Source organism: Deinococcus rubellus (genome assembly GCF_025244745.1).
GTDB classification, from domain to species: domain Bacteria; phylum Deinococcota; class Deinococci; order Deinococcales; family Deinococcaceae; genus Deinococcus; species Deinococcus rubellus.
The window spans coordinates 2,927,973-2,949,943 of record NZ_CP104213.1 but is presented as its reverse complement, the minus strand read 5'-3'; the positions used below and the strand labels follow the sequence as shown (position 1 = coordinate 2,949,943).

The window sequence follows — 21,971 nt, the reverse complement described above, 5'->3', positions numbered from 1 at the left end:
CGTTGCTGGGCTGGACGGCATTCAGAACGCGCTTCTGCGGCTTAAACACGGTGTGTCGTCGACCCTGCTTTTCTGACCTTCTCACCGCCAGTCGGAGAGAGACTGATGTGGCCAGCGCAGTGAATGGTAAGAGAATCGAGTCCGGAGCTCAACAACGACCCAGAGCCAGGGGTCTGTGATTAGCGTCAGCGGATGAGGTTGATCAGAACCGCGACGGGATCCTGACCGCGTAATCGCGCGGTCTCCACCGTGGACTTGATGCGCATGTACGTCTGCGCCCCAACCGCGTTCTTACTGCACTGAGAGACCTTCCTCGCCATCACCACGGTCCGTAGGCTCCGTTCAGCCGCGTTGTTCGTCGGGGGAATGTCGGGGTCCTTCAGGAACCGCCACAACCGATCCAGCACGTACTGCTTCAGTATGCCCAGCCGGAGGCGCTCGTTTGACTTCGACTTCAGCGGTGCCCGGTTCAGCAGGGCGTCCAAGCGCAGGGTGAGTCCCTCACCCTGCTGCGCATATTCCTCCCGCGTACACCCACCCATCGTCACGTCCCGGTGCAGTCGGATGCCATCCCGGAAGACCTGCGCCACCCGCTGTCCGTAGACCTCCCCGCGCCCTGGACGACCCTGCTCCCCAGCAGCCACCTCATCCGCATTCCGGATCAGGTGCGCCAGGCACTTCTGCTGCTTGACGCCTACCAGGAAGCGACTGTCGTACGAGGAGAAGCGGTCACAGATCAGCACACCCGCGAAGTTCTGTCCCAGGCCTTCCCGGAGTTCCACGTTCGTGTGCTGCAGGTTTGCGCGGAACAGCACCGTGTCCGCACTGCGGAACGCGCCGACCCAGGCGTTCTGGGTGCCGACTCGCCAGCCGGTGTCGTCGTGATGCACGAACGGCGCTTGCTGAAGATCTGCCTGTAGGGCGTTCACGTGGGCAGTGAGAGGATGGCCGTCAGCGGCAAGCCGCTGTGCGGCTTGCGTGATCGCACTCTGCGTGACGGGCAGCGCGGTAAGCAGTTCCATGACCCGCCCGATCCGGCGGACAGGCAAGCCCACCTCGTGATGCAGGGTCTGGAGGGTGGCGTGCAGGACAGGTCCGAGTCTATGGGCAGTCGCGCCCACTTGATCGGCTTTGAGAGCGGGATGGTCACCACGCACCACGGCGTGACACTGGGGGCAGTCCATGACGGGCACGTGGTACTCGGTGACCTGCACGGCGTTCTGAGGGGCGAGTTCTGTGACCCAGGCCTTGTCGTGACGGGTGAAGATCAGCGGTCCTGTGAACCCGCAGCGACGACAGGTGTTCGGCGTCGCGACCTGCACGGTCTCGGTAACCTGTTGTGGGGTGGGTGGGGACTTGTGCGCGAATGGGCCTTCACCAGAACGCCGTCCTGGTGATTTGGGCTGGGCGGTGCGCGTCTCCCGGCTGAAGGGAGCGGTGTACTTTCGAGCACGTCGTTCCAACTCTTCGATGCGCTTCTTGAGACGGGCGTTTTCAGCCTGGAGCGCTTTGTTCTGCGCGATCAACTGGTCGATCTGCTCGGACTGGCGACGAATGATCTCGAAGAGATCCTTCTGAGTCACCTTGGAGTCCATGGACAGCATGGTAACGGCAAGGGTGCCTACCTGGAAGCCGGGCACCTAGGGGGCGCTAATCACAGACAGCCAGGGTGGGCCCACCTCGGCTCTGCGTCAGCTATGCGCTACAACAGAGACCATGATGCGCGCCGCCAAGAGCAAGAGATGAAGACTGGACCCCGCACGATTACGATTCTGCGCCATGCCGAAAAACCCAGTGCAGCGGATAGCCTCCAGCCTGCCTTCGGGGTTGACGAGCAAGGGCAGCCGCAGGCTGAGTCGCTGATCCCGCGTGGCTGGCAACGTGCGGGGGCTCTGGCCGCCGTACTCAGTTCTACTGCGCCACCTCCACCGTTCGTCCGTCCGACGGCGCTGTTCGCCCCCGCTTATCCGGACGAAACGTTGCATCGGCCTGGTGAGACGATCACGCCGCTGGCGCGCAAGCTCAAGGTGCAGATCCAGACGCCGGTTTCCAAGGGTCAGGAGGACATTCTGGTCCGCGCTTCCCTACTTTCTCAGCCGGGTCAGGACGTGCTGGTGTGCTGGGAGCATCACCACATCCCCGCCATCGTGGCCGCGCTGTCGCTCGCCTTGAGCGTCAGCACATTGACCCCCAATGGAACGCTCTGGCCTGACACCGACTTCAGTTCGGCCCTCTTGTTTATCCGCCAACCGGACGGTCTGTACACGTTGACGCAGGCCAGATTGAGGTTGTTAGACAGTGACTGACCCTTGAGGACGAAGAACGAAGCGGTTCGCAGGTTCAGACCACTTTCAGCGCTTCGTCGTCACGGCCCACATTCCGGCAAAGTTGACGAGTTGTCCGTCGCCGAGCTGCGGTGTGTAGAGGGCGCTGATTGAGCCGTCGAGGTAAAGGGCGTCGGGGCAGTTCAGGGCGTCGCGGAAGAAGGTGGCGAAGGTGTAGAAGTTGACTGGCGCGGCGCTGATGGCGAACTTGACCAGTGTTTTGCCGGTCTGTTGATCCTGGCAGACGCCCACGCCGCTCCTGAGCTTGAAACTGGTGCTGCGGGTATTGAATTCGGGATGCAGTTTGCCGCCGATGACCAGCAGCGGCCCACTCTGCGCGGCGTAGTCGGCAGCGGGGGCGCGGCGGGCGTAGGCGTCGGTTTCCAGAATGCCTGCCGTGCCCGCGCCGACCCAGAACACGCCGTTGGGGCGCAGCGAAAAGTTGCCGCCCCCAGTTCCGGCGCTGCTGCGGGCGTTGTTGAGGCGCACCAGGGTCTGGCTGCCCTCCACATGCAGGCCCAGCGGGGCATAAGCGGGGGTGTAGATGCCGCTGTTGGTGGCAAACAAAACCGTCTCGCCGCGCCCCGCCAGATACGCCCGCAGCGTCTGGAAGCGCAAAAAAGGCTGGCCTGTCTGCGGATTTTTCCAGTAAAGGCGCAGGGTGTCGCGGCTGGGATCGAGGGTGGTGACGGTATAGCTGTTGCCCTGCCAGACGGGAGAAGTCACGTTCAGCGCTCCGGCGGGCGCGCACCCGGTCAGGGAAAGGGTGAGCAGAGGGGAGAGGAAAGCGCGGCGCATCAGTGGCCCATCATGCCGCCCGGAGCGTGGGGGAGATGAGTCATACCGATTTGCTCTGAGTCCGACATAGGTTTTCATCGCCACCAGTCTGCATTCCCTTATTCTCGCTCCGCTCCGCTTCGTTTTCGGCTCAGCTGAAGTTGGTATCAGGTGCTGCCCTCCTCAGTGCGGGGATCGAGCGGGTCCACGTAGACGGTTTTCTGCTGGGTGTACTGGACCTGCCCGCTGGGCGCGCCCTTGGGCCGCCAGACGTGCTTGATGCGGGTGTAGTCCACCGGCACGTTGCCGCTTTGCCGGGCCTTGCTGTGCCAGGCGGCCAGCCGGGCGGCGTAGAGGATATCCGGCAGATCGAGGTCGCGCCCACCGGAGCGCACCAGCACGTGTGAGCCGGGGTAGCCCTGAACATGAAACCAGTAATCCTGGCTGCGGCCCAGGCGATGGGTCAGGGCAGCGTTTTCCTTGTTGTTGCGGCCCACCAGCACCTCGAAACCGCCCGGCGAGGTGTAGCGCGCACCGTAGGCACTGCGCAGGGGCTGCTCGGCGCTGAGCTGACGTTCCAGCGCTTCGAGCTGCTCCAGGCTGGCCCCGTCGAGGTCGGCCAGGCGGCGCTCGGCGTCGGTGTAGTCGGCCCGTAGGGTGGGTTCTCGCTGGGCCAGACGCTCGAAGACCTCCTCGCGGCGGCGGGCGCGGGTGTAGCGCTTCTCGGCGTTCTGGATCGGCGTCAGGGCCGGGTCCAGCGCGACGGCCACCTCGCCCTCGCCGGAAAAGTCGGGCAGCAGCGCCGACACTACGCCTGCTTCCACTGTGTGCGCGTAGGCCATCAACAGATCGGCCTCGCGGCGGTCCTGGGCCGCGTCGTCCAGATTGTTGGTTGCCCGCTCCACGTCGCCGAGCTGGTGGGTCAGCAGGGTCAGGCGCTTGGCCAGCGGTTCGCGCAGGGCCTTGCGGAGCTGTGCGGCCTTCTCGCTGCGGGCCGACTCGCGCGAGGCGTCGTTGAGGTCTGTCTCCGAGGCGCTGAGGGTCGGGTCGGTGACCAGGCTTTGCAAAGCCCTGAGCGCCTGCGGCCACTGCGCGCCTGGCGGCCCCGTCAGCCCGGCCCGGCGCGCCAGTTCGGCACTGAGGGTCGGCCCCAGCCCGTCAATGTGCTCCCGCCAGCGGGAAAGTGGCAGCTCGGCCAGCGTCCGGGCATCGTCGTGCGTCATGGTGCGCGGATCGAGCTTGGCATAGGGCGGCGGCGGCACGTAGAGCCCACCGCTGCGGACCGTGCGAAAGCGGTTACGGCTGCCAGTGATCTCGCGCCCGGCGGTGAGGATGCGGCCCTGCCAGACGTCCGCTTCTTCGGCGGCGGGCGGCAGGGCTTCCAGCACCAGCAGGTTGGTATTGCGTCCGGTCAGCTCGAACAGCAGCCGCGCGGCAGGCACATCCACGAAGCCGCCCTCGCCCGCGAAGCTGAGCTGGGCCACCCGGTCGAGCTTGAGCTGCTGGGCACCGATCAGGTCGCCGCGCACCTTGGCTGCCAGAAAGCGCTGAAAGGCGTTGTGGGCGTCGCCGCGTAGCCGCTCACGGCTAAGATACAGCACCGGCTGCGGCGGGCGGTACGACAGCACCAGATTGCTGACGCCCCGGCGGCCTTCCAGCAGCAGCGCCGCCGAGGTTTCGTCGGGAAAGACCCAGCCGAGCGTGCGGGCGGGCAGATGTTCCCGCAACTCGGCGAGGGTGTGGGCCAGGGCTAGACCTTCCATAAGGCTTCATTGTGCCTCAGTGACAAGCGCTCTATCTGTTACCGAACTGTTACTGGCCCAGCACGTAGCGGATCAGTTGCAGGGTGGCGGCAGGGTCGTAGATGTTGGGTACCTTGTAGCCGTTGACATAGAGGGTCGGGGTGCCGTTGACGCCGACCACTGACGCTTCTTTAAGCCCCGCGTCCACCTGGGCCTTGCCGTCCCGGTTGGCCAGGCAGGTCTTGAACGAATCGGCATTGAGCTTGAGGGTTGAGGCCAGCGCCAGAAAATTGGGATTGGGGTTGGCCGCTGCCGTCCAGGTCGCCCAGTTCCTGGGATCAAACAGCGTGTCCTTGTAGGCCCAGAACTGCCTCTGCGCGGCGGCGCACTCGCTGGCCTCGGCGGCGGCGCGGGCGTTCGGGTGAAGCTGCTCTAAAGGCAACTGGTGAAACTCGACTCTTACTTTGCCGCCGAAATTTTTCTGCAACTCGGCCTTCAGGGTCGGCCAGGTCTGGGTCTCGAACTGCTCGCAGTAGGGGCACTGGAAGTCGCTGAAGAGGCGCAGCACCACCGCTGCCTTGGTCGGGCCAGTGGCGTTGGCGCTGCTGGCAAAGGCGCTGGCGGGCACCTCGCTCAGCTTGACGCTGAATTGCAACTTCCCCCCGGTCTGCCTGGTGGTGATCAGGTACTGCTCGGCGTTGACGGACGTGCCTGCCGGGGTGTTGAGCTGCGGTTTGACCTGCGGGTTGTCCAGATACCCGGCGTAGGGGGTGCCTAGGCCGTCGCCGTAGCCAGTCAGCACCCCAAGCAGTTGGCCTGCTCTGGCCGCGTCGAAGGTCGGGAGCGTGACGGTGGCTCCTGCCAAGTACGGTCCCCGGCTGGAGAGGACGATCTGGGTGCCGTCGGGAGCGCTGAGGGTATTGCCGCTTCTAGCATAGTCGCTGAGGGCCGGGTTGCCGCTGAGCGATGTGGCGGGGCCGCCCACTTGGGCGAGAGCGGCGCTGCTGAGCAAGGCCAGTGAAAGTGGGCGCGCAAAACGAATCATCCCGCCATTCTAAGCGGGATGATTCAGGGAGAGCGCAGGCAACTTCAGACCCGCACGAACTCGTCCACGTTGACCACGAACATCACCGCGCCGCCCACCGGCACTTCCACCGGGTCGGACACCAGGCCCTCGCCCTGCTCACCCATCGGCACGCTGGGCGTGACCAGGCGGCTGCGGCTGCGGCAGTTCTGGCCCACCAGGGTCTTGAGATGAGGCAAGCGCTCGTCTTGCACGCCGATCATCAGTGTGGTGTTGCCCTCGCGCAGAAAGCCGCCGGTCGAGGCCAACTTGGTGACTTCGTAGCCCTGCTCGGAAAGGCTCCGCATCAGCCCCGGCGTATCGGCGTCTTGGACGATGGCCAGTACCAGTTTCATGGAGAGGAGTTTAGCAGATGGGATGTGAGGGGGAGGTCAGGGTCAGGAACCCGCTTTTGCAGGATTGGTAAATTGATAGCGCTGCTTCCAACTCACTTTGGAGCCAGTGGACATGTAAGCCGTGTAAGTGAACTCGGCGTACCACTGAGCGGTGTTGCCCTCTTTCGCGGCTCCGATGTTGGCAACGGCCCATTCGCCTGGGGTAACGGCTTTGCTGGCTACCGTGTTGGCGGCCCAACTGCCGTTGTTGCTCCATACAGCGTCCGCACTCGTGGGGGTACAAGCTGTTTCTGGTGTTGCGCCTGTGCAGCGGTAACCGCCTTTTCCCCCGACCAGCAACGTGCCGCTGGCCGGAACGATGGGCGAGTTGTCAACGGCTGCAGGGTCACCGTTCCCATTCAAAAGTACGGCAGTGTAGTCAAGTTCGCGGACATCAGGCGCGCCAGCCGTGGCAGTTAGGATGGCGGTAACGGCAGGAATGGTGATCTTCCCCGTTGTATCAACTTCATAGCCCAGATTGGTCAGGCTCACCCGGTAGGCGTCCTGATACCCTGTCGGCGTGATGCCGCTGACACCGCCGTTGCACCCCACCAGCGGCAGCATCAGCGCGCCGAGCAACCAGATCTTGTGGGAATAGCGCCTGTTTTTTTCGTGCTTCATGTCCTCTCCTCCGGGTCCTGGTCTTTGAGCTGCGGATTGAGCATATAAAACGCCAGCCGCTTCATGCCCACCAGAAAGTCCACGTTCTCGACCATCACATCACGCCACTCGTCACTGATCTCTTGCAAAGGCCCGCCTTCTTTGGAGCGCGGCTGAATTAAGGTGGGCGCGAAATTCAGAATGCCCTTGATCCCGGCCTCGACCAGCGACTGCGCCGCGCTCTGGGCGTGTTCGGGCGGCACCGCCAGAAAGCCCATGTCAATGGCCTGCTGGCACCCGCGCTGCTGCTGAGCGAAGTCGGCCAGGTCGCGGATGTGCTCGATCCTGAGCTGGCGCGGTGGTGGGGCCTGACCCAGTCCGCTCACCTGCTCGCGCTGGGCGGGCACGTCCACATGCTTCCCGATCAGCTCGGTCTTCACGTCGAAGAGACCCACGTAGCCGAACTGGTACTCACTGGCCCCCGGATAGTGGGCAACGGCCTGCCCCAGCCGCCCCATGCCGACGATGACCACGTTCCACGAGCGGTTGAGGCCCAGCACCCGCGTCAGTTCGCGCTTGAGCACGCTGACGGTGTAGCCCATGCCGCGCGTGCCGAAGCGCCCAAAGTAAGCCAGGTCCTTGCGAACCTGAAAAGCGCTGACCTGGGCGCGCCCGGCCAGCGCGCCGCTACTGGTGGTCAGGGTCTGGGCACGCTCCAACTCTTCCAGAATCCGCAGGTAAGTGACCAGCCGCGAGACGGCGGCGGTGGGAATACCAGGAATGATCATCTGTCCAGTGCTCCAGGCCGACGCGTCTCAGCGCACCCGGAAGTGATCAAAGCCGTTGTCGTTGAGTTTGCTCTCGGCCCTCAGCACCGCGTCGCCGGAGAAGGGGCCGATCAGTACCGTGACTTTCTTACCATCGGGCGCTTGCACGCTGGGTGAGTAACCCAGGTCGCTGAGCATTCCCACCAAGCGCTGGGCGCTGTCCTGGCGGTCAAACGCGCCGACCTGTAAATAGACCGGGCCGCTGGGTGCAGCCGCCTGGGCCGGTTGCTTGGGTGTGGCGGTGCTGGTGGCAGGAGTCGGGGTCGCGGCGCTGGCTGGGGCTGGGCTGGCTGAGCTGGATGCAGAGCTGGCCCCAGAGCTGGCTGTGCTAGTGGCAGCGGGCTTGTCGGGCGACGGACTGGGAGAAGGTTGGCTGCCAGCGTTGGCCGACTGCCGGGGCGCGTAGAGGGCCGCGCCGCCGTAGGCCCGTGCGATATCGCTCAGGGCGGCGTTGGCGGTGGCCGCGTCGGCGAAGGGGCCGACCTGCGCCACCACCTGCGATCCCAGGTCAATCGGGTAGACGGTGTAGCCCAGCGCCCGCACGGCGGCGGTGCTGGCGTTGGCCTCGGCCTCGCTGCCAAACGTCCCGAGGCTGATCCGGTAGTCGCGCTTGAGCGGCGTGCGGTTCTCGCTGGTGGCCACCGCGCCCCCACTGCGGGGAGCGGGTGTGCTGGCGGCGGGGGTAATGGCCCCAGACGAATCGAAGGCAGGCGCATTCGCTGGGGGTGCACTGGGGGCGGGCGGCGTGGTCGTAACTGGCGGCTGTGTGGTGTCAGGTTGCGGCGTCACCGGGGCGGCCACGCTGCTGGTGGGTACGGGGCCAGTGGCTGTGGGGCCGGTCTTGGTGACTCCGGTTGCCGTGCCTGCGCTGCTGGGTGATTCGGGCTGCGCCGGGACCGCTGAGGTTGCGGAAGGTTGGGCCGGAGCAGTTTGCGCTGTGCCGGTCTGCGCCGTTGAGGGCTTGGTGGCGGACTGGGCCGCGCTGTCCGGGGCGCTGGGCACCGGCTGAGCGGCGGGCGGCGTGACAGCCTGCGTCTGGGCAGGCGTCTGGGATGTACCAGGGGCGGCAGGGATACTGGCGGTGCTGTCGGGTGTGGTGCTGGCCGCTGGGGGGTGAGGGCGCTCGGCGTGCTGGCGGCGCGGTTGCGCTGGGTCAGCAGCAGACTGCCCAACCCCAGTGCCAGCACCACGATCAGGATGCCGATTAGAATATCGGGTAAACGTCGTCCAACAAGTCTCATATCAGGTACCTCACGCTACAGAGTAGGGTATTTTCCCTGCCTTGCAACGCGGTAAAACCTGTGGAGGAGATGTGAACGGGCCGCCACACATCACACTATTTCAGTTCGGTCCTGGCCTCGGCCAGCCCCAGCTTGGCGGCGGAGGCAAACGCCGTTTTGGCCTCGGCGTTCTTGCCCTGGGCCTTGCGCGACAGCCCCAGTTGATACCAGGCTGCCGCGTTGCTGGGGTCCTCGACCACCACACTGCGGAGGTTGGGTTCGGCTTCGGCAAAGCGCCCCGCTGCCAGGAGCGCCGCGCCGAGGTTGAGCCGGGCACTGGAGGTGTTGTTCAGCCGCACGCTGTCACTCAGCGCCGCAATCGCCGCCGGGTACGCCTTCAGGGCGTAATGGCTCAGGCCCAGCCACAGTGAGGTCTCGGCGCTGGGCTGCCGGGCAGCGCTGCCTGCGAGGGCGCTGGCGGCGGCAGGATAATCCTTGAGGCGGTAGGCGCTCACGCCCTGCACGAAGGCGGCGCGGGCCAGGGTGGCGCTGTCGCTGACGGCGGCCAGCTTGAGGGTCAGCGCGGCGTTGTGGCGGGCCTCGGTATTCTGGCCGAGCGAGAGTTGCACGGCGGCCAGATTCAGCAGGATGCTGGCGTTGGCGGATTCGAGCTGTGCGGCTTTTTTCCAGGCGTCGAGGCTGCCCCTGAGGTCATTGGTGGCGGCCAGCAGCGCGCCCAGGGTCGCCTCGGCACTGGCCGAGCGGGTGTCGGCCAGCGTGGCTTCCCTGGCGGCCTGGGCGGCGGGCTTGAGCTGGTTCTGGGCCTGAAGGAGCTGGGCCTTGCGAACCAGAAGGCGGGCGCGGTCGGTGCCGCTGAGCGACTGCCCGGCAGCGCTGTCGAGTTCGCGCACGGCCCGGTCCGGCAGCTTCTGGGCGTCGTAGATGTCGGCGATAAGGAGCGCGGCCCCGGCGCGGGTGGCGTTGTTCTGAAGTGCGCCGTAGAGCAGCGGCAGCGCTCGCGCACCGTTGCCGGACAGCGCCACCGCCTGACCGAGCCGGTACTGGAGCGAGACGTCATTCGGGTCGATGGCCAGCGCCTGGGTCAGCGTGGCGCTCAGCCCGGCATAATCCAGGCGGCGGTTTTGCTCGCCTGCCAGCGCTTCGAGGACCTGACGGCGGGCACTGGGGGTGGCCTTACTGGAAAGGGCCGCCGCCGACGTGAACTGCTTGAGCGCCTCGTCGTATTCCTTGTTCTGCACAGCGATGATGCCGAGGTTGTAAGGCCCCTCGAAGCTCTCCGGCGAAAGGGCCACGAACTGATTGAGCTCGAAGCGCGCCCCGGTAAGGTCATTCAGCGCAAACAGGCTCAGTGCCAGTCCGAAGTGCGGCTCGGGCTGCTGGTAGTTGTCGGCGATCAGGCCCTCGTAGATGGCGCGGGCCTGCGCCCACTTGCTCTGCGCGAGGAGCGCCTTGGCCGACTTGAGCCGGGCCGCCTGGGCGTCGCTGAACGGCAAGGTGGGCGTCGTAGCAGGCAGAGTCGGGGCGGCGCTGGTGGGGGCGGCAGCGGGGACTGTACCCGCCGCAGGCATGGCCGGAACCGAGGTGTCCGGCGCGGCCTGGCCCTGGAGCTGGCCTTTGAGTGCTCTGGCCCGGTCAAGGGCCGCCTGACCGCCGCTGACATTTTGCTGGTCGAGCGTGTTGGAAATATTGATGGTCTGCAACGTATCGAGCATCGTCTGGGCGTGGGCTGCCGGTGCAGCCGCAAGAGCGAGGGTCAGGGCCGCCCAGCGCCAGCACTTGCTTGCGGGCGCGAAACGGGCAGGGGCCAGCGGCGAGGGCAATAACGTCTTCATCGTGGCTGACATGCTAGCAGCCGTTTCCTTGCCCAACTCTTACGGGTCATGCCGACTGCTCTTCAGCGGCTGCGCTGCTCCAGCCAGGTGGCCACGTCGTTCATGGGGGCGCGCTGCATCGGCGCAAAAGTATCTTGCGTGATGTCGGGGGCCAGGCCCAGCGAGTGACCCAGACCGGGATAGAGCTTGAGGGTGTGGTCGGGGTTGCCCGCTGTACCCAGAGCGGCGTTGAGACGTTGAGCGGCAGCAGGATCGATGTTGCCGTCGTTCTCGCCCTGCACGATCAGCACCGGCAATGTGAGGTGCGGGGCCAGTTCGCCCAAGGTCGGCAGGCTGGTGGCGGGGGCGTACATCGGCGACTGGGGCGTGAACTGCTGGTAAAACTGGCGAATCTGCGGCAGGGCTTCCGTCTTCAGGTCGATCAGGCCGTCGTGATTGGTGTCGAGCATGCTGCTCAGAACGGGCTTTTCCGGCGTGCTGCTCAGCGAGAGGAGCAGGCTGGCCTCCGTTTTGGCCAGGCCGCTGCCGGGGCCGTAGAGGGCGGCGAGCACGCCTTTGAGGTCTATCTTTCCGTCCACGCTGTAGGGCTTCAGATAGGTCAGGCCCACCCGTTCAAATTGGTTGGCGAACGAGTCGGCAAACGAAGCCACCACCGGCCCCTGCAAGATCAAACCGCTGGCGCGGCTTTCCAGTGCCAGGCTGGCCGCGACCACTGTGCCCTCGCTCCAGCCGTAGATGAAGACTTTGGAGGTGTCCACCCTCGGCTGCTCTTTGGCGGCGTTGAGAGCAGTGCGGGCATCTGCGAGCAGGTCAGTCATGCCAAGCTTGCCGTAAGCGGTGAAGGCCGCCTGCGCCGTCTGGGGCTGGAAGGTGGCGGCGGCGTAGCGTTTGTCGAAGCGCATGACCGCGAAACCCGACTGGCTGAGGTGTCTGGCCAGTGCGCCCATCGAGCCTTGAACGATTTTACCCGCTGCTACGGCGTAGCTGCCGTTTTGATCTTCTGGCCCGGTGCCCTGAATCAGCAGCACCAGCGGCGCTCTGGCTCTGCCTGCTGGGAGTGTCAAGGTCGCCTGAGCGCTGACCGGGCCAAACTGAAGGGTCAGGGGGCGCTCAGGATGCTGCGGGCCAGCACCGCCTGCCAGGGCCGGGACTGTCGATATACCCAGAACAAGGCTCAGCGCCAGGCTTGAGCGGCGCAATCCGGAACGAAGGGAATTCATGGGTTCTATTCTGCTGCCCACACTATGAGAGCCAGACTACTTTCCTTTAAGGGGAAACGCAGTGTCGAGAGCTGTCCGGCCCTAGGCTCCCGCCACCGCGTTCGGCTGCTTGAGGGCCAGCTGTCCGCAGGCGGCTCCAGCGTCGCGGCCCCGTGAACGGCGCACGCTGACCGGTACGCCGCGCGCCGCCAGACGGTCATAAAACGCCTGCAATTCATGCTCGGGCGTCTCGGTAAAGCCGCTGCCTTCCCAGGGATTCATCGGAATCAGGTTGACGTGGCTGACCAGCCCTTGCAGCAGGTCAGCCAGCAGATCGGCTTGCCACAGGGTGTCATTGACGCCCGACAGCATGGCGTACTCGAAGGTCACGCGCCGCCCGGTGACGGCCTGATACTCGCGGGCCGCCGCCATGATCTCGCTGATGCTGTTGGCCTGTCCGGTGGGAATGATGCGCTGGCGGGTCTCCTCGTCGGGGGCGTGCAGGCTGATCGCCAGCTTGAGGCCGAGTTCGTCTTCCAGGGCCAGCTTGCGAATGCCTTTGGCCAGCCCCACCGTGCTGAGGGTCACGCGGCGCTTGCTCATGCCCAGGGCCTGCGGATGCAGCAGCACCTTGGCGGCGGCGATGGTGTGGTCGTAGTTGAGCAGCGGCTCGCCCATACCCATGAACACCAGATTTCGCATCTCACGCGGTGAGAAGCCCTGGTCCCAGCTGACCGCCAGAATCTGGCCGACCACCTCGCCGGGCGTCAGGTTGCGCCCGAAGCCCATCGCGCCCGTCGCGCAAAACGAGCACTTGGCCGGGCAGCCCACCATCGTCGAAACGCAGATGGTCTTGCGGTCGAGGTAGGGCATGTACACCGCTTCCATCTGCCGCCCGTCCGGCAGGGTGAAGAGGTACTTGACGCTGCCGTCGGTGCTCTCGAAAGTCTCGGTGCGGCTGAAGGGATTGAGGGCGTAAGTCTGCTCCAGCTCGGCGCGCCGTCCGGCGGGCAGGTTGGTCATGGCGGCGAAGCTGGGCGCGCCGTGCACAAACACCCATTCGAGCAGTTGTTTGCGCCGGTAGCCTTCCAGCGGGTAGGCGTCGGGGTGCAGGTCGAGGAGCAGCGGCAACATCCCTTGAGTGTACGTCGCGCCGGGCAGTTCAAATGCAAGGGCTTACTTGTCGGTTATGACCAGTCCAAGCTGCCAGACACTGCCTGTCCAGCTGGAGTCAGCGGGCTTGTAGGTATAGATCAGACTGGGGCCAAAGGCGCTCGTGCCGGAGGCAGGTTTGTAGAGGAGGGCGGCCTTGACCGAAGGCAGGCCGAAATAGAAGTCGTACTGGGGCGTGATCTCCAGGGCCAGGAAAGAATTCACCGTGACGCGCCCGGTAGCGCCCAGCTTCAACTGGTTACCGATATTGGCCGGATCGAGCCAGATGACGTAGCCGTCAAATTGCACGCTTCTGAGGGCCAGTGCCGGAGGCATCTGCTGGGGCAGATAGAGTTTGTAAATCGTATTCAAGTGGCTTTCACGGTAGGGGCCAGGGCCAAAGCCCAGCACGCCAGGGGCGAACGACAGCACATCGTTACCCAGGCCGTGGCGCTCCAGATGTGTCACAGAGAAGTTCAGGTGCGGGTTCAGCGGCCCGCTGAGGGCGGCGTAGAGATCGACATTGGTAAATTGCTGGCCTGAGGTGAAATAAACCCAGTTTCGTAGCGTGGTGGCGACATTGAGGGTCAGGCCCGGCACCTTCAGCGCCTTGCCCACGTTGAAATTATTGCCGGTGGTGGCGACGGTGTTGAGATAAGGCGCACTGACCGCACCCAGGGAACCGTACCCCACTCCGCCGTACAGCCGGAAGAAGGCCCAGCGGTGGGCGTAGCCGAATTGACTGTAATTGAGATACGTCTCGGCAGGCACCGGACTGGTTTGCAGCAGCGTGGTGGACTGAAAGCCCTGGTCGGGGGTGTGGTCGATACTGGCGGTCTGGATACCGTCGGCTCCGCCTGTGAAGGTGCCCAGCAGGATATCGGTACCGACGATATGCGAATAGATGCCGTACTCGTTATAGCCGGGGTGGGTGACGAAAAAGAGGCGGATATCGTATTTGAGAGGGAGTGGCAGATAGCGCACACCGTAGAGTGAATTGGCAGTGTCAAATACGCCTGTAAATGCACCGAAGCGTGTGGAGTAATCCGGTGGCAGGGTCACGCCAAAAAAGCCCTGAGCTGAGGCTGCGCTGCCGAGCAAAATGAGTCCGAGCAGGGTGTTACGGGCAGCACTCGAACGAATCAACGAACGAAGTGAAAAGCGCATCTCGACGATTGTGACGCAAAAAACAGGAAAGTAGGTGAAGGCAGCGGTCAGGTTGGTGCGTTTGCCGTCTGCCTCTACACCTTTAAACTCACAGCGCTGTGCCAGGCTGAGCGGTAGACCCTCAGCAGATGGATCAGCGGCTGATCCGGCGCAGCCACCAGATACGACGTGTCGTTGAGGGCGCGGGCGAACAGACGGCAGGTCAGGGCCGGGTCCAGACCGTAGTTGTTGACCAGAAACTCCATCAGCGCCGCGCTGGAGGGCGTGGAATGCATGGCGGGGGACGGTTTGCCCCCAGTCGCTGTCACACCTTCAGATTCACGATGGTGACCCCGTGGCCGCCCTGGTTCGGCTCGGCGTCGTGGAAGCTCTCGACCCGTTTGTCGGCCTTGAGGAAATCGCGGATCAGGCGGCGCAGCACGCCCTGGCCCTTGCCGTGAACCACCCGCAGCGGTGTCTCGCGCAGGGCCGCCGCCTCGCCGATGGTGCTGCGCAGCTCCTCGATGGCCTCCTCGACGTGCTGGCCGCGCAGTTGCAGTTCGGTCTGGAAAGTGCTGGCGGTGCGGCCCACGAAGCTGCGCGCCAGCGTCGTGTTGCGGGGTTCTTCCTTGAGGCGCACGTCGCGGCGGCGTACGTTGACCTTCATCACGCCGAGTTGCACCACCAGTTCGTCGCCGCGCACCTCCATCACCTGCCCGGCGGCTCCGTAGGCCGGAACATTGACGCTGCTGCCGACCTTCAGCGGGTCACCCCTCGGCTCTACGGGTTGACTGGCCTGGGGGCGCTCCTGCTGGGCGGCGCGGCGCAGGTCGCGCAACTCCTGCAACACGCGGGGCCGGGCGGATTCCTCGCGGGCACGGGCACGCAGGCCGCGCACCTGTTCGAGCGCCTGGGCGTAGGAAGCCTCGGCCTTCTGCGAGGCCTCGGCGATCAGTTCGCCCCGGCGCTCCTCGATATCCTGCCGCTGAGACTGCATCCGTTCGCGCTCGATGACGGCCTCGCGGCGGGCCGTTTTGGCGACTTCGAGTTCCTGCGAGAGCTGGCGGCGCTCCACTTCCAGATTTTCGAGGAGCCGTTCCAGCAGCCCGCCTTCTGGCCCCAGGATGGTCTCGGCGCGGGTCATCACGCCGCCGGGGATGCCCATGCGCCGGGCAATCGCCAGCGCGTAGCTGCGCCCCGGCTGCCCGACTTGCAGGTGGTAGGTCGGCGCGAGCGCTTCCAGGTCAAAGCCCATGCTGGCGTTTTTGAGGCCCGGCGTTTCCAGCGCAAACAGCTTGAGCGGGGCCAGGTGCGAGGTGATGACGCCGCGCGCGTCCTGCGAGAGCAGTTGCTCGATCATGGCCTGGGCCAGTGCTGCGCCCTCGGCAGGGTCGGTGCCGCTGCCCAGCTCGTCGATCAGGATCAGGGTGCGCGGCGAGGCGTACCTGAGCACATACCGCAGGTGTTGCAGGTGGGCGGCGAAGGTCGACAGGCTTTCTTCCAGGCTCTGCTCGTCGCCCACGTCGACCAGCACGTCGTCCACGATGGCGAGCCGGGCGCGGCTGGCGGCCACGTAGAGGCCCGACTGGTGCATCAGTACGGCCAGGCCCAGCGTCTTGAGGGTGGCCGTCTTGCCGCCCATGTTGGGGCCGGTGATCAGCAGCAGGTTGGTGCCGTTCTCGCCCAGCGAGAGGTCATTGGGCACCGGGTCCTCAATCAGTGGGTGGCGGGCCTCCTGCATGATGTAGACCGCTTCGGGCGCGGTTTCGGGTCGGTTGAGCCGCCAGTCGCGGGTGAGGGCTGCCTTGGAGGAGATCAAATCCAGCTCGCCCACCGTCTCGATGGTCAGGGCGACCCTTTCGTCGCTGGCGACCAAGGCGCTCAGCTCGGTCAGGATGCGCCGGACCTCGGCCTCCTCATCGAGCAGCAGCCGGGTCAGCTCGTTGTTGAGCGGGGTGACGCTGGCCGGTTCCACGAAGTAGGTCTGCCCGGTGGCCGAGGCGTCCACGATGATGCCCTGCACCTGAGATACCCGGCTGGCCTGCACCGGCAGTACGTAGCGGTCACGGCGGATGGTGATCAGGTTGTCTTGCAGCACGTCGGCCCACTGCTCCAGACTGCGGGTCAGGCGTTCGCGGATGCGCGTGCGCAGCGGCTCTACCTTGCGCCGGATCTCACGCAGTTTGTGCGAGGCGTCGTCGCGCACCTGCCCGTCGCGGTCGAGGCTCTCCAGCACCCGGCGCACCAGCAGGCTGTGTTCACCGAGCAGATCGGAGAGCCTCAAGAGCGGCCCACGCGAGTTGCTGACGATGCTGCGGCGCACCGTCATGGCCGCGTCGAGGGCGTAGGCCACTTCCAGCAGTTCCGAGCCGGACAGGACCCGGCCTTCGAGAGCGCGGCCATGCAGCTCGCGCACGTCGCCGATGCCGCCGAGCGACAGCGACACGCCGAACAAAGCGTCTTCCAGTTCATTGAGGTCGCGCTCGATGCGGCCAGCGTCGGCCACCGGACAGAGGCGGCGGGCGAGTTGCACGCCCATCGGGGTGGCGGCGCGCTCACTCAGGGCGGCGCGGACGCGCGGGTAATCCAGGGTATCGAGGGCATGGGCATCAAACGGCACGCCCCTCAGTATAAAGAGGGGCGCGGCGGCGAGTGTGCGCCTTGTGGCTTAGTGCGGCGCTCACAAAACAGTGGAGGTGAAGCGGGGATCAGGCCCCGGTGTTCGCCACCGCCTGCTTGTCCGGGGCCTTGCTCTGGCCCTGAGTCAGCAGCGCCTTGAGCTTCTCGGTGTCCTGATGAAAGAGCCGGATGCCCTCGTTCAGCTTCTCTCCGGCCATGGCGTCCTCCGCCAGACTCCAGCGGTACCCGGCCTCGCTGACCCTGGCTTCGGTCTGGTGGCCCTGGGCCGGGTTGAGCTGGCGCTCCAGGGTGCCGTGATCCTCGTCCAGTTCGCCCAGGAACTGCGGGCTGACGGTCAGGCGGTCACATCCGGCCAGCGCCTCGACCTGTGCGGCGCTCCGGAACGACGCGCCCATGATGATGGTGTCGTAGCCGTGCGCCTTGAAGTGCTTGTAGATGGCCTTGACCGACTGAATGCCGGGGTCTTCGTCCACCGGATAGTCCTTTGTGCCGGTGGACTTCTTGTACCAGTCGGTGATGCGGCCCACGAACGGCGACACCAGGTAGGCTCCGGCCTGGGCGCAGGCGATGGCCTGCTCCAGCCCGAAAATCAGGGTCATGTTGCAGCGGATGTCTTCTTTTTTCAGGATCTCGGCGGCCTGGATGCCTTCCCAGGTGGACGCCAGCTTGATCAGGATGCGCTCACGGCCCACGCCGTTGGCTTCATAGAGCTTGATCAGGTGGCGGGCGCGGGCCAGGGCGGCGTCCTTGTCGAACGACAGCCGGGCGTCCACCTCGGTGGAGACGTAGCCGGGCACGATCTTGGTCAGCTCGGTGCCGATACTCACCGTCAGCTTGTCGATCACGTCATCGGCGCTCTCGCCGGACTTGACCCAGCCCTGGGCCTCGGTCATCAGCGCTTTGTAGCCTTCGAGTTGCGAGGCCTTGAGAATCAGCGACGGGTTGGTGGTGCAGTCCTGCGGCTGGTATTTCTTGATGGCCTCGATGTCGCCGGTGTCGGCCACGATCACGGTCATGGCTTTGAGCTGCTCAAGTTTGCTGGGCTGGGTGCTGCTGGACTGGGCGTTTGCTTGCGTCATGTGGCTCCTTGGCGGCTGGCCGGTCAGAAGGAGGTGGGGCCAAAAGAAGGGGTTTGCCGGGCCAGCCAGAATCCCCTGCATGCTAGCGCTGCCCCCCACCGGGCAGATGATGAAGGGAACTGCCGCCCGCGCAAAAAGTTAAACCTCGCCTTCACGCCTCGTTCATCTGCCCGGATTCATCTGATCCGGTTCGTTTGACTGGATTCATCTGGCCGAGTCACGCTGCCGCCAGAGCTGACCAAACCCTGACATTCACGCCCCCCAAACCCGCTAGCTTAGGTCATGGTCTTGTCACGCTTCATGCCAAAAAACGAAAAATTCGGTGAACTCTTCACCGCATCGGCCCGCAACGCCCAGCAGACTGCCGAAGCACTGCTGGAGCTGCTGGGCGCGTCAGGCGACCTCGCGCCCCACGCCGGGCACCTGCGCGATTTGGAACATGCCGGAGACGCCCTGGCCGCCCAGATCACCCAGATGTTGGCCGACTCGTTCATCGTGCCGTTTGACCGCGAGGACATCATCGAACTTAACGCCCAGCTCGACGATCTGACCGACTTCATCGAGGAGGCCGGGCGCAAGTTGTGGCTCTACCGGGTGACACCCACGCCCGCCATGCGTGGTCTGGCGGAAGTGGTCCGGCAGCAGTGCGAGGTGCTCTCGCGCGGCATGCCGCTGATCGAGGACAAGAAGCGGGTGTCGGAGCTGAGCGCCCTGGCGCTGGAAGTCCGCACCCTGGAAGACGAGGGAGACCGCCTCAGCGACGCGGCGCAGTCCAGCCTGTACGACGGCGTGAGCGAGGTGGCGCAGATGATCCAGGCGATGCGGGCCGGGGAAATCCTCTCGCTTCTGGAAGACGCCTCGGATCAGGCCCAGCGGGTCGCCAGGACCGTCGAAAATATTCTGCTGAAAAACGGCTGAGTGACATGGACACAGCCCTGCTCGCCCTGATCGGCATCATTGCCCTGGCGCTGACCTTCGACTTCATCAACGGCTTTCACGACACTGCCAACGCCATCGCCACCTCGATTGCCACCAAGGTGCTGACCCCGGCCCAGGCCATCATGATGGCTGCCGTGCTCAACGTCGTCGGCGCGCTGACTGGCACCGCCGTTGCCAAGACTGTCTACAAGGACATCATCTCCCCGGACGTGGCCTCACTGACCTTGGTGGCCGCCGCGCTGGTCAGCGCCATCATCTGGAACCTGCTGACCTGGTGGCGCGGCATTCCCAGCAGCAGCAGCCACGCGCTGGTCTTCAGCCTGGTCGGGGCGGGCCTGGCGGTGGGCGGCTGGAGGGCCATCATTCCGCTGGGCGTCAACAAGACCCTGGCGGGACTGGTAACCTCTCCGGTGCTGGGCTTCCTGATTCCGATTGCTTTTATGTTCGTGGTGGTGTGGCTGGTCGCCCGGCGTCTGAGACCCCGCACCGTCACGCGGGTCTTCGGGCGCTTGCAGATTCTCTCGGCGGCGTTCATGGCCTACAGTCACGGCGGCAACGACGCCCAGAAAACCATGGGCATCATGACGCTGGCGGTCTCGACCTACCTGGGCACCCAGCTCGGCAACGTGCCGCTGTGGATCATTCTGGCGGCGGCGTCGGCGATGGGCCTGGGTACGGCGGTGGGCGGCTGGCGGATCATCAAGACGATGGGCTTCGGGGTGGTCGAACTGCGGCCCATCGACGGCTTCGTCGCCGAGATGAGCGCCGCCGTCATCATCGAGGGGGCCAGCGCCCTGGGCATCCCAGTCAGCACCACCCACGTCATCTCGACCAGCATCATGGGCGTGGGGGCCACCAAGGGCTTCAAGGCGGTGCGCTGGCAGGTTGCGGGCCGCATCGTCGTCGCCTGGATCATCACCCTGCCCACCTGCACGGCGCTCGGCTGGCTGTGCATGAAGGCCGCGCAACTGCTGTAATGCAGCATTGGAACACAGAAAAACGCGGCCAGAGCGAGGAAGCACTGGCCGCGTTGGTGTTTCTATGAGACTCAGGCGAACGATTCCAGCTCGGCGGCGCTGATGGTCCGGGCCTGCGCGCCGAGGCTGGTGGCGCTCAGCACGCCCGCCGCGTTGCCGAGCTTGGCGGCCTCGGCCAGCGGTCTGCCGCTTAGCGCGGCGTGGGCGAAGGCCGCCACGAAGGTGTCGCCCGCGCCGGTGGTGTCCACGACAAGGTCGCCCACCGCCACGGCGTCCACCAGTTCGGTCTCGTCGGGTGTCCAGACGATGCTGCCCATCGCGCCCACCTTGACGACCACCTTCTTGCTGCCGCGTGCGCCCAGGGTAGCGAGGGCGGCACTGATGCTGTGGGTGCCGGTCAGGGCCAGCAGTTCGTGCTGGTTGAGCAGCAGATAGTCGGCGCTGACGGCGCTGTCGAGCAGACCCATACCCACTGCATTGACGGCCCCGGTACCCAGGTCGAGAAACACCGGCACGCCGCCCTTGTGGGCGAGTGCTATCGCCTTGAGGGCGTAGTCGCGCTGCGGCCCGCCAATCAAACTGTAAGCCGAGACGATCAGGGCGTCGGCGCTGTCGATGTCTTTTTTCTTGAGCTTGGCCGGATCGAGTTCGCGGTTGGCGGCCCCGTAGCTGATCATGGCCCGCTTGCCGTCGGGCGTCTGCATCACCGTGATGGTGCTGGTGAGCGCCTCGGTGTCGCGCTGCACCGCCGCTTCCGAGATGCCGCTGGCGCGCACGCCCGACAGCGCGAAGTCGGCGAAGGGGTCTTGCCCGACCCGCGCGGCCAGGATGACACTGTGGCCCAGGCGCGCGAGGGTCACGCTGATGGTGCCGCCCGCCCCGCCCGGCTGCATGGTGGCGTGGCTGGGGGCCACTTCCTCACCGGGCGCGGGCAAGTGGTCCAGATGATAAAGGTGGTCCACCGTCACGTCGCCGATTACATAGAACTTCACTGTCTTCCTCCACACCCGCGCACCGCTCAGCACGTCCAGACTTGAACCCACCACGCTGCGGGGAGAATTTCCGTCTTCAGTACGCTTACCGCCCATCATACACGGCGACTCCTGCCCACGTGGGAGCGGCGCGTGCGCCCGCACAGCGGGAGACGGCAGTGAATGAAAGTGAGACCGTCAGTCTACAGGAGTTGGTGGCGGCAGCGCCGTGAATACTTCGTTCATCTGAGAGAGCGGCACGTCCTCGGCCCGCACGCTCTCGCCCAGGCGCGCGCCGAGAATGGCCGCGTCAATGTCGGTGCCCGCGTAGCCGACCAGCCGCAGGTTGTTGCGCAGGGTCTTGCGGCGGTGGTGCAGGGCCGCTTCCAGAAAGCGCACGAAGGCCGGGTCGGGCTTGTCTCCGCTGAACTCCAGCTTGACGATGCTGCTGGTGACATCTGGGGCGGGGAAGAAGGCCCCCTTTGCCACGTCGCGCACGATGCGGGCGCTGCCGTGCAGCGAAACCAGCGCCGAGAGGTAACCGTAGCCGTCCTGACCGGGTTGCGAGCCGAGCCGCACAGCCACCTCGCGCTGCACCAGCACGGTGGCCGAGACGATGCTGGGGGCCTGCATGAAGCGGGAGAGCAGCGCCGTGGAAATGTAATACGGCAAATTGGCGACGACCCGCGTGCCGGGCGGCAGCGAGGCGTAGTCGAAGGTCAGTGCGTCGCCCCAGACGACCTGCACGTCCAGGCCCGCCAGGGTTTCGGCCAGCACCGGACGCAGCCGCTCGTCTTTTTCCAGGGTGATGACCTGTGCGCCGCGCCCGGCCAGTTCGCGGGTCAGCACGCCCAGGCCCGGCCCGACTTCCAGCACGCTGATGCCCGGCGCGGCCCCGCCGACTTCGGCGATGAGACGCAGGGTATTGCCGTCGATCAGAAAATTCTGGCCGAGGCTCTTGGTGGGGCGCAGCTCGAAGCGGGCCAGCAGATCGCGCACGGTGCGCGGCGAGTAGAGCGGCCCCGCACTTGTCGGGAGTGAATCAGATTGGGTCATAGGAATCCGCC

The 21,971-nt window shown here is 65.4% G+C and carries 20 protein-coding genes; 3 read left to right on the top strand and 17 right to left on the bottom strand.

Translation table 11 applies throughout. The annotated features are described in order from the left end of the window. Positions 1–185: 185 nt before the first annotated feature. Positions 186–1,595, bottom strand: a complete 1,410-nt coding sequence (gene tnpC / locus N0D28_RS15030) for an IS66 family transposase (RefSeq protein WP_260560285.1) — start codon at positions 1,593–1,595, stop codon at positions 186–188. Positions 1,596–1,697: 102 nt separating this feature from the next. Here tnpC and N0D28_RS15025 point away from each other — a divergent pair, with 102 nt between their 5' ends. Beyond that, positions 1,698–2,306 carry a hypothetical protein gene (locus N0D28_RS15025; protein ID WP_260560284.1) on the top strand — a complete coding sequence of 203 codons (609 nt, stop codon included), beginning with the start codon at positions 1,698–1,700 and terminating at the stop codon, positions 2,304–2,306. Between the two features lie 45 nt (positions 2,307–2,351). Here the strand turns inward: N0D28_RS15025 and N0D28_RS15020 are convergent, their stop codons facing one another. The 14 genes from N0D28_RS15020 to tal form a co-directional block, all read right to left on the bottom strand. Continuing rightward, a complete protein-coding gene (locus tag N0D28_RS15020; RefSeq protein WP_260560283.1) occupies positions 2,352–3,050 on the bottom strand; it encodes a phosphodiester glycosidase family protein in 699 nt (232 codons plus the stop codon). A 218-nt stretch (positions 3,051–3,268) separates the two neighbouring features. After that, complete coding sequence (locus N0D28_RS15015; RefSeq protein ID WP_260560282.1) at positions 3,269–4,864, bottom strand: Rqc2 family fibronectin-binding protein; 1,596 nt, start codon at positions 4,862–4,864, stop codon at positions 3,269–3,271. A gap of 49 nt (positions 4,865–4,913) precedes the next feature. Beyond that, on the bottom strand, positions 4,914–5,888 hold the full coding sequence (locus N0D28_RS15010; protein ID WP_260560281.1) for a DsbA family protein: 975 nt from the start codon (positions 5,886–5,888) through the stop codon (positions 4,914–4,916). Between the two features lie 44 nt (positions 5,889–5,932). Next, complete coding sequence (locus N0D28_RS15005) at positions 5,933–6,262, bottom strand: cyclic-di-AMP receptor (protein ID WP_260560280.1); 330 nt, start codon at positions 6,260–6,262, stop codon at positions 5,933–5,935. Positions 6,263–6,304: 42 nt separating this feature from the next. Next, entirely contained in the window at positions 6,305–6,922 is a 618-nt protein-coding gene (locus tag N0D28_RS15000; RefSeq protein ID WP_260560279.1) for a hypothetical protein, read from the bottom strand. Further along, on the bottom strand, positions 6,919–7,689 hold the full coding sequence (locus N0D28_RS14995) for a redox-sensing transcriptional repressor Rex (RefSeq protein ID WP_376777636.1): 771 nt from the start codon (positions 7,687–7,689) through the stop codon (positions 6,919–6,921). The genes N0D28_RS15000 and N0D28_RS14995 overlap by 4 nt, the downstream gene beginning before the upstream one ends. Before the next feature lie 27 nt (positions 7,690–7,716). Continuing rightward, entirely contained in the window at positions 7,717–8,730 is a 1,014-nt protein-coding gene (locus N0D28_RS14990; RefSeq protein ID WP_260560278.1) for an SPOR domain-containing protein, read from the bottom strand. Between the two features lie 334 nt (positions 8,731–9,064). Further along, positions 9,065–10,801: a tetratricopeptide repeat protein gene (locus N0D28_RS14985; protein ID WP_260560277.1), complete on the bottom strand. Its 1,737-nt coding sequence runs from the start codon at positions 10,799–10,801 to the stop codon at positions 9,065–9,067. A 62-nt stretch (positions 10,802–10,863) separates the two neighbouring features. Beyond that, positions 10,864–12,021 carry an alpha/beta hydrolase family protein gene (locus tag N0D28_RS14980; protein ID WP_260560276.1) on the bottom strand — a complete coding sequence of 386 codons (1,158 nt, stop codon included), beginning with the start codon at positions 12,019–12,021 and terminating at the stop codon, positions 10,864–10,866. An 81-nt stretch (positions 12,022–12,102) separates the two neighbouring features. Beyond that, positions 12,103–13,131, bottom strand: coding sequence for a dual-specificity RNA methyltransferase RlmN (gene rlmN, locus N0D28_RS14975; RefSeq protein WP_260561930.1), 1,029 nt, complete (start codon positions 13,129–13,131; stop codon positions 12,103–12,105). A gap of 45 nt (positions 13,132–13,176) precedes the next feature. After that, positions 13,177–14,298 (bottom strand): hypothetical protein, encoded by a 1,122-nt coding sequence (locus tag N0D28_RS14970; protein WP_260560275.1) that lies wholly within the window; start codon positions 14,296–14,298, stop codon positions 13,177–13,179. A gap of 95 nt (positions 14,299–14,393) precedes the next feature. Next, positions 14,394–14,594: a hypothetical protein gene (locus tag N0D28_RS14965; protein ID WP_260560274.1), complete on the bottom strand. Its 201-nt coding sequence runs from the start codon at positions 14,592–14,594 to the stop codon at positions 14,394–14,396. Between the two features lie 29 nt (positions 14,595–14,623). After that, the gene (locus tag N0D28_RS14960; protein ID WP_260560273.1) at positions 14,624–16,918 is read right to left on the bottom strand and encodes an endonuclease MutS2; all 2,295 of its coding nucleotides are present in this window, start codon (positions 16,916–16,918) and stop codon (positions 14,624–14,626) included. A gap of 88 nt (positions 16,919–17,006) precedes the next feature. Continuing rightward, positions 17,007–18,017 (bottom strand): transaldolase, encoded by a 1,011-nt coding sequence (gene tal / locus N0D28_RS14955; protein WP_260560272.1) that lies wholly within the window; start codon positions 18,015–18,017, stop codon positions 17,007–17,009. Positions 18,018–18,317: 300 nt separating this feature from the next. On the opposite strand from tal, the gene N0D28_RS14950 reads away from it, so the two are divergent. Together N0D28_RS14950 and N0D28_RS14945 are read left to right on the top strand one after the other, a co-directional pair. Continuing rightward, complete coding sequence (locus N0D28_RS14950; protein WP_260560271.1) at positions 18,318–18,935, top strand: DUF47 domain-containing protein; 618 nt, start codon at positions 18,318–18,320, stop codon at positions 18,933–18,935. Between the two features lie 5 nt (positions 18,936–18,940). After that, entirely contained in the window at positions 18,941–19,933 is a 993-nt protein-coding gene (locus N0D28_RS14945; RefSeq protein WP_260560270.1) for an inorganic phosphate transporter, read from the top strand. 71 nt (positions 19,934–20,004) lie between these two features. On the opposite strand, the gene N0D28_RS14940 is transcribed toward N0D28_RS14945, so the two are convergent. Both N0D28_RS14940 and rsmA read right to left on the bottom strand, forming a co-directional pair. After that, a complete protein-coding gene (locus N0D28_RS14940; RefSeq protein WP_260560269.1) occupies positions 20,005–20,925 on the bottom strand; it encodes a carbohydrate kinase family protein in 921 nt (306 codons plus the stop codon). A 177-nt stretch (positions 20,926–21,102) separates the two neighbouring features. Then, a complete protein-coding gene (gene rsmA / locus N0D28_RS14935; RefSeq protein ID WP_260560268.1) occupies positions 21,103–21,960 on the bottom strand; it encodes a 16S rRNA (adenine(1518)-N(6)/adenine(1519)-N(6))-dimethyltransferase RsmA in 858 nt (285 codons plus the stop codon). Positions 21,961–21,971 lie beyond the last annotated feature (11 nt).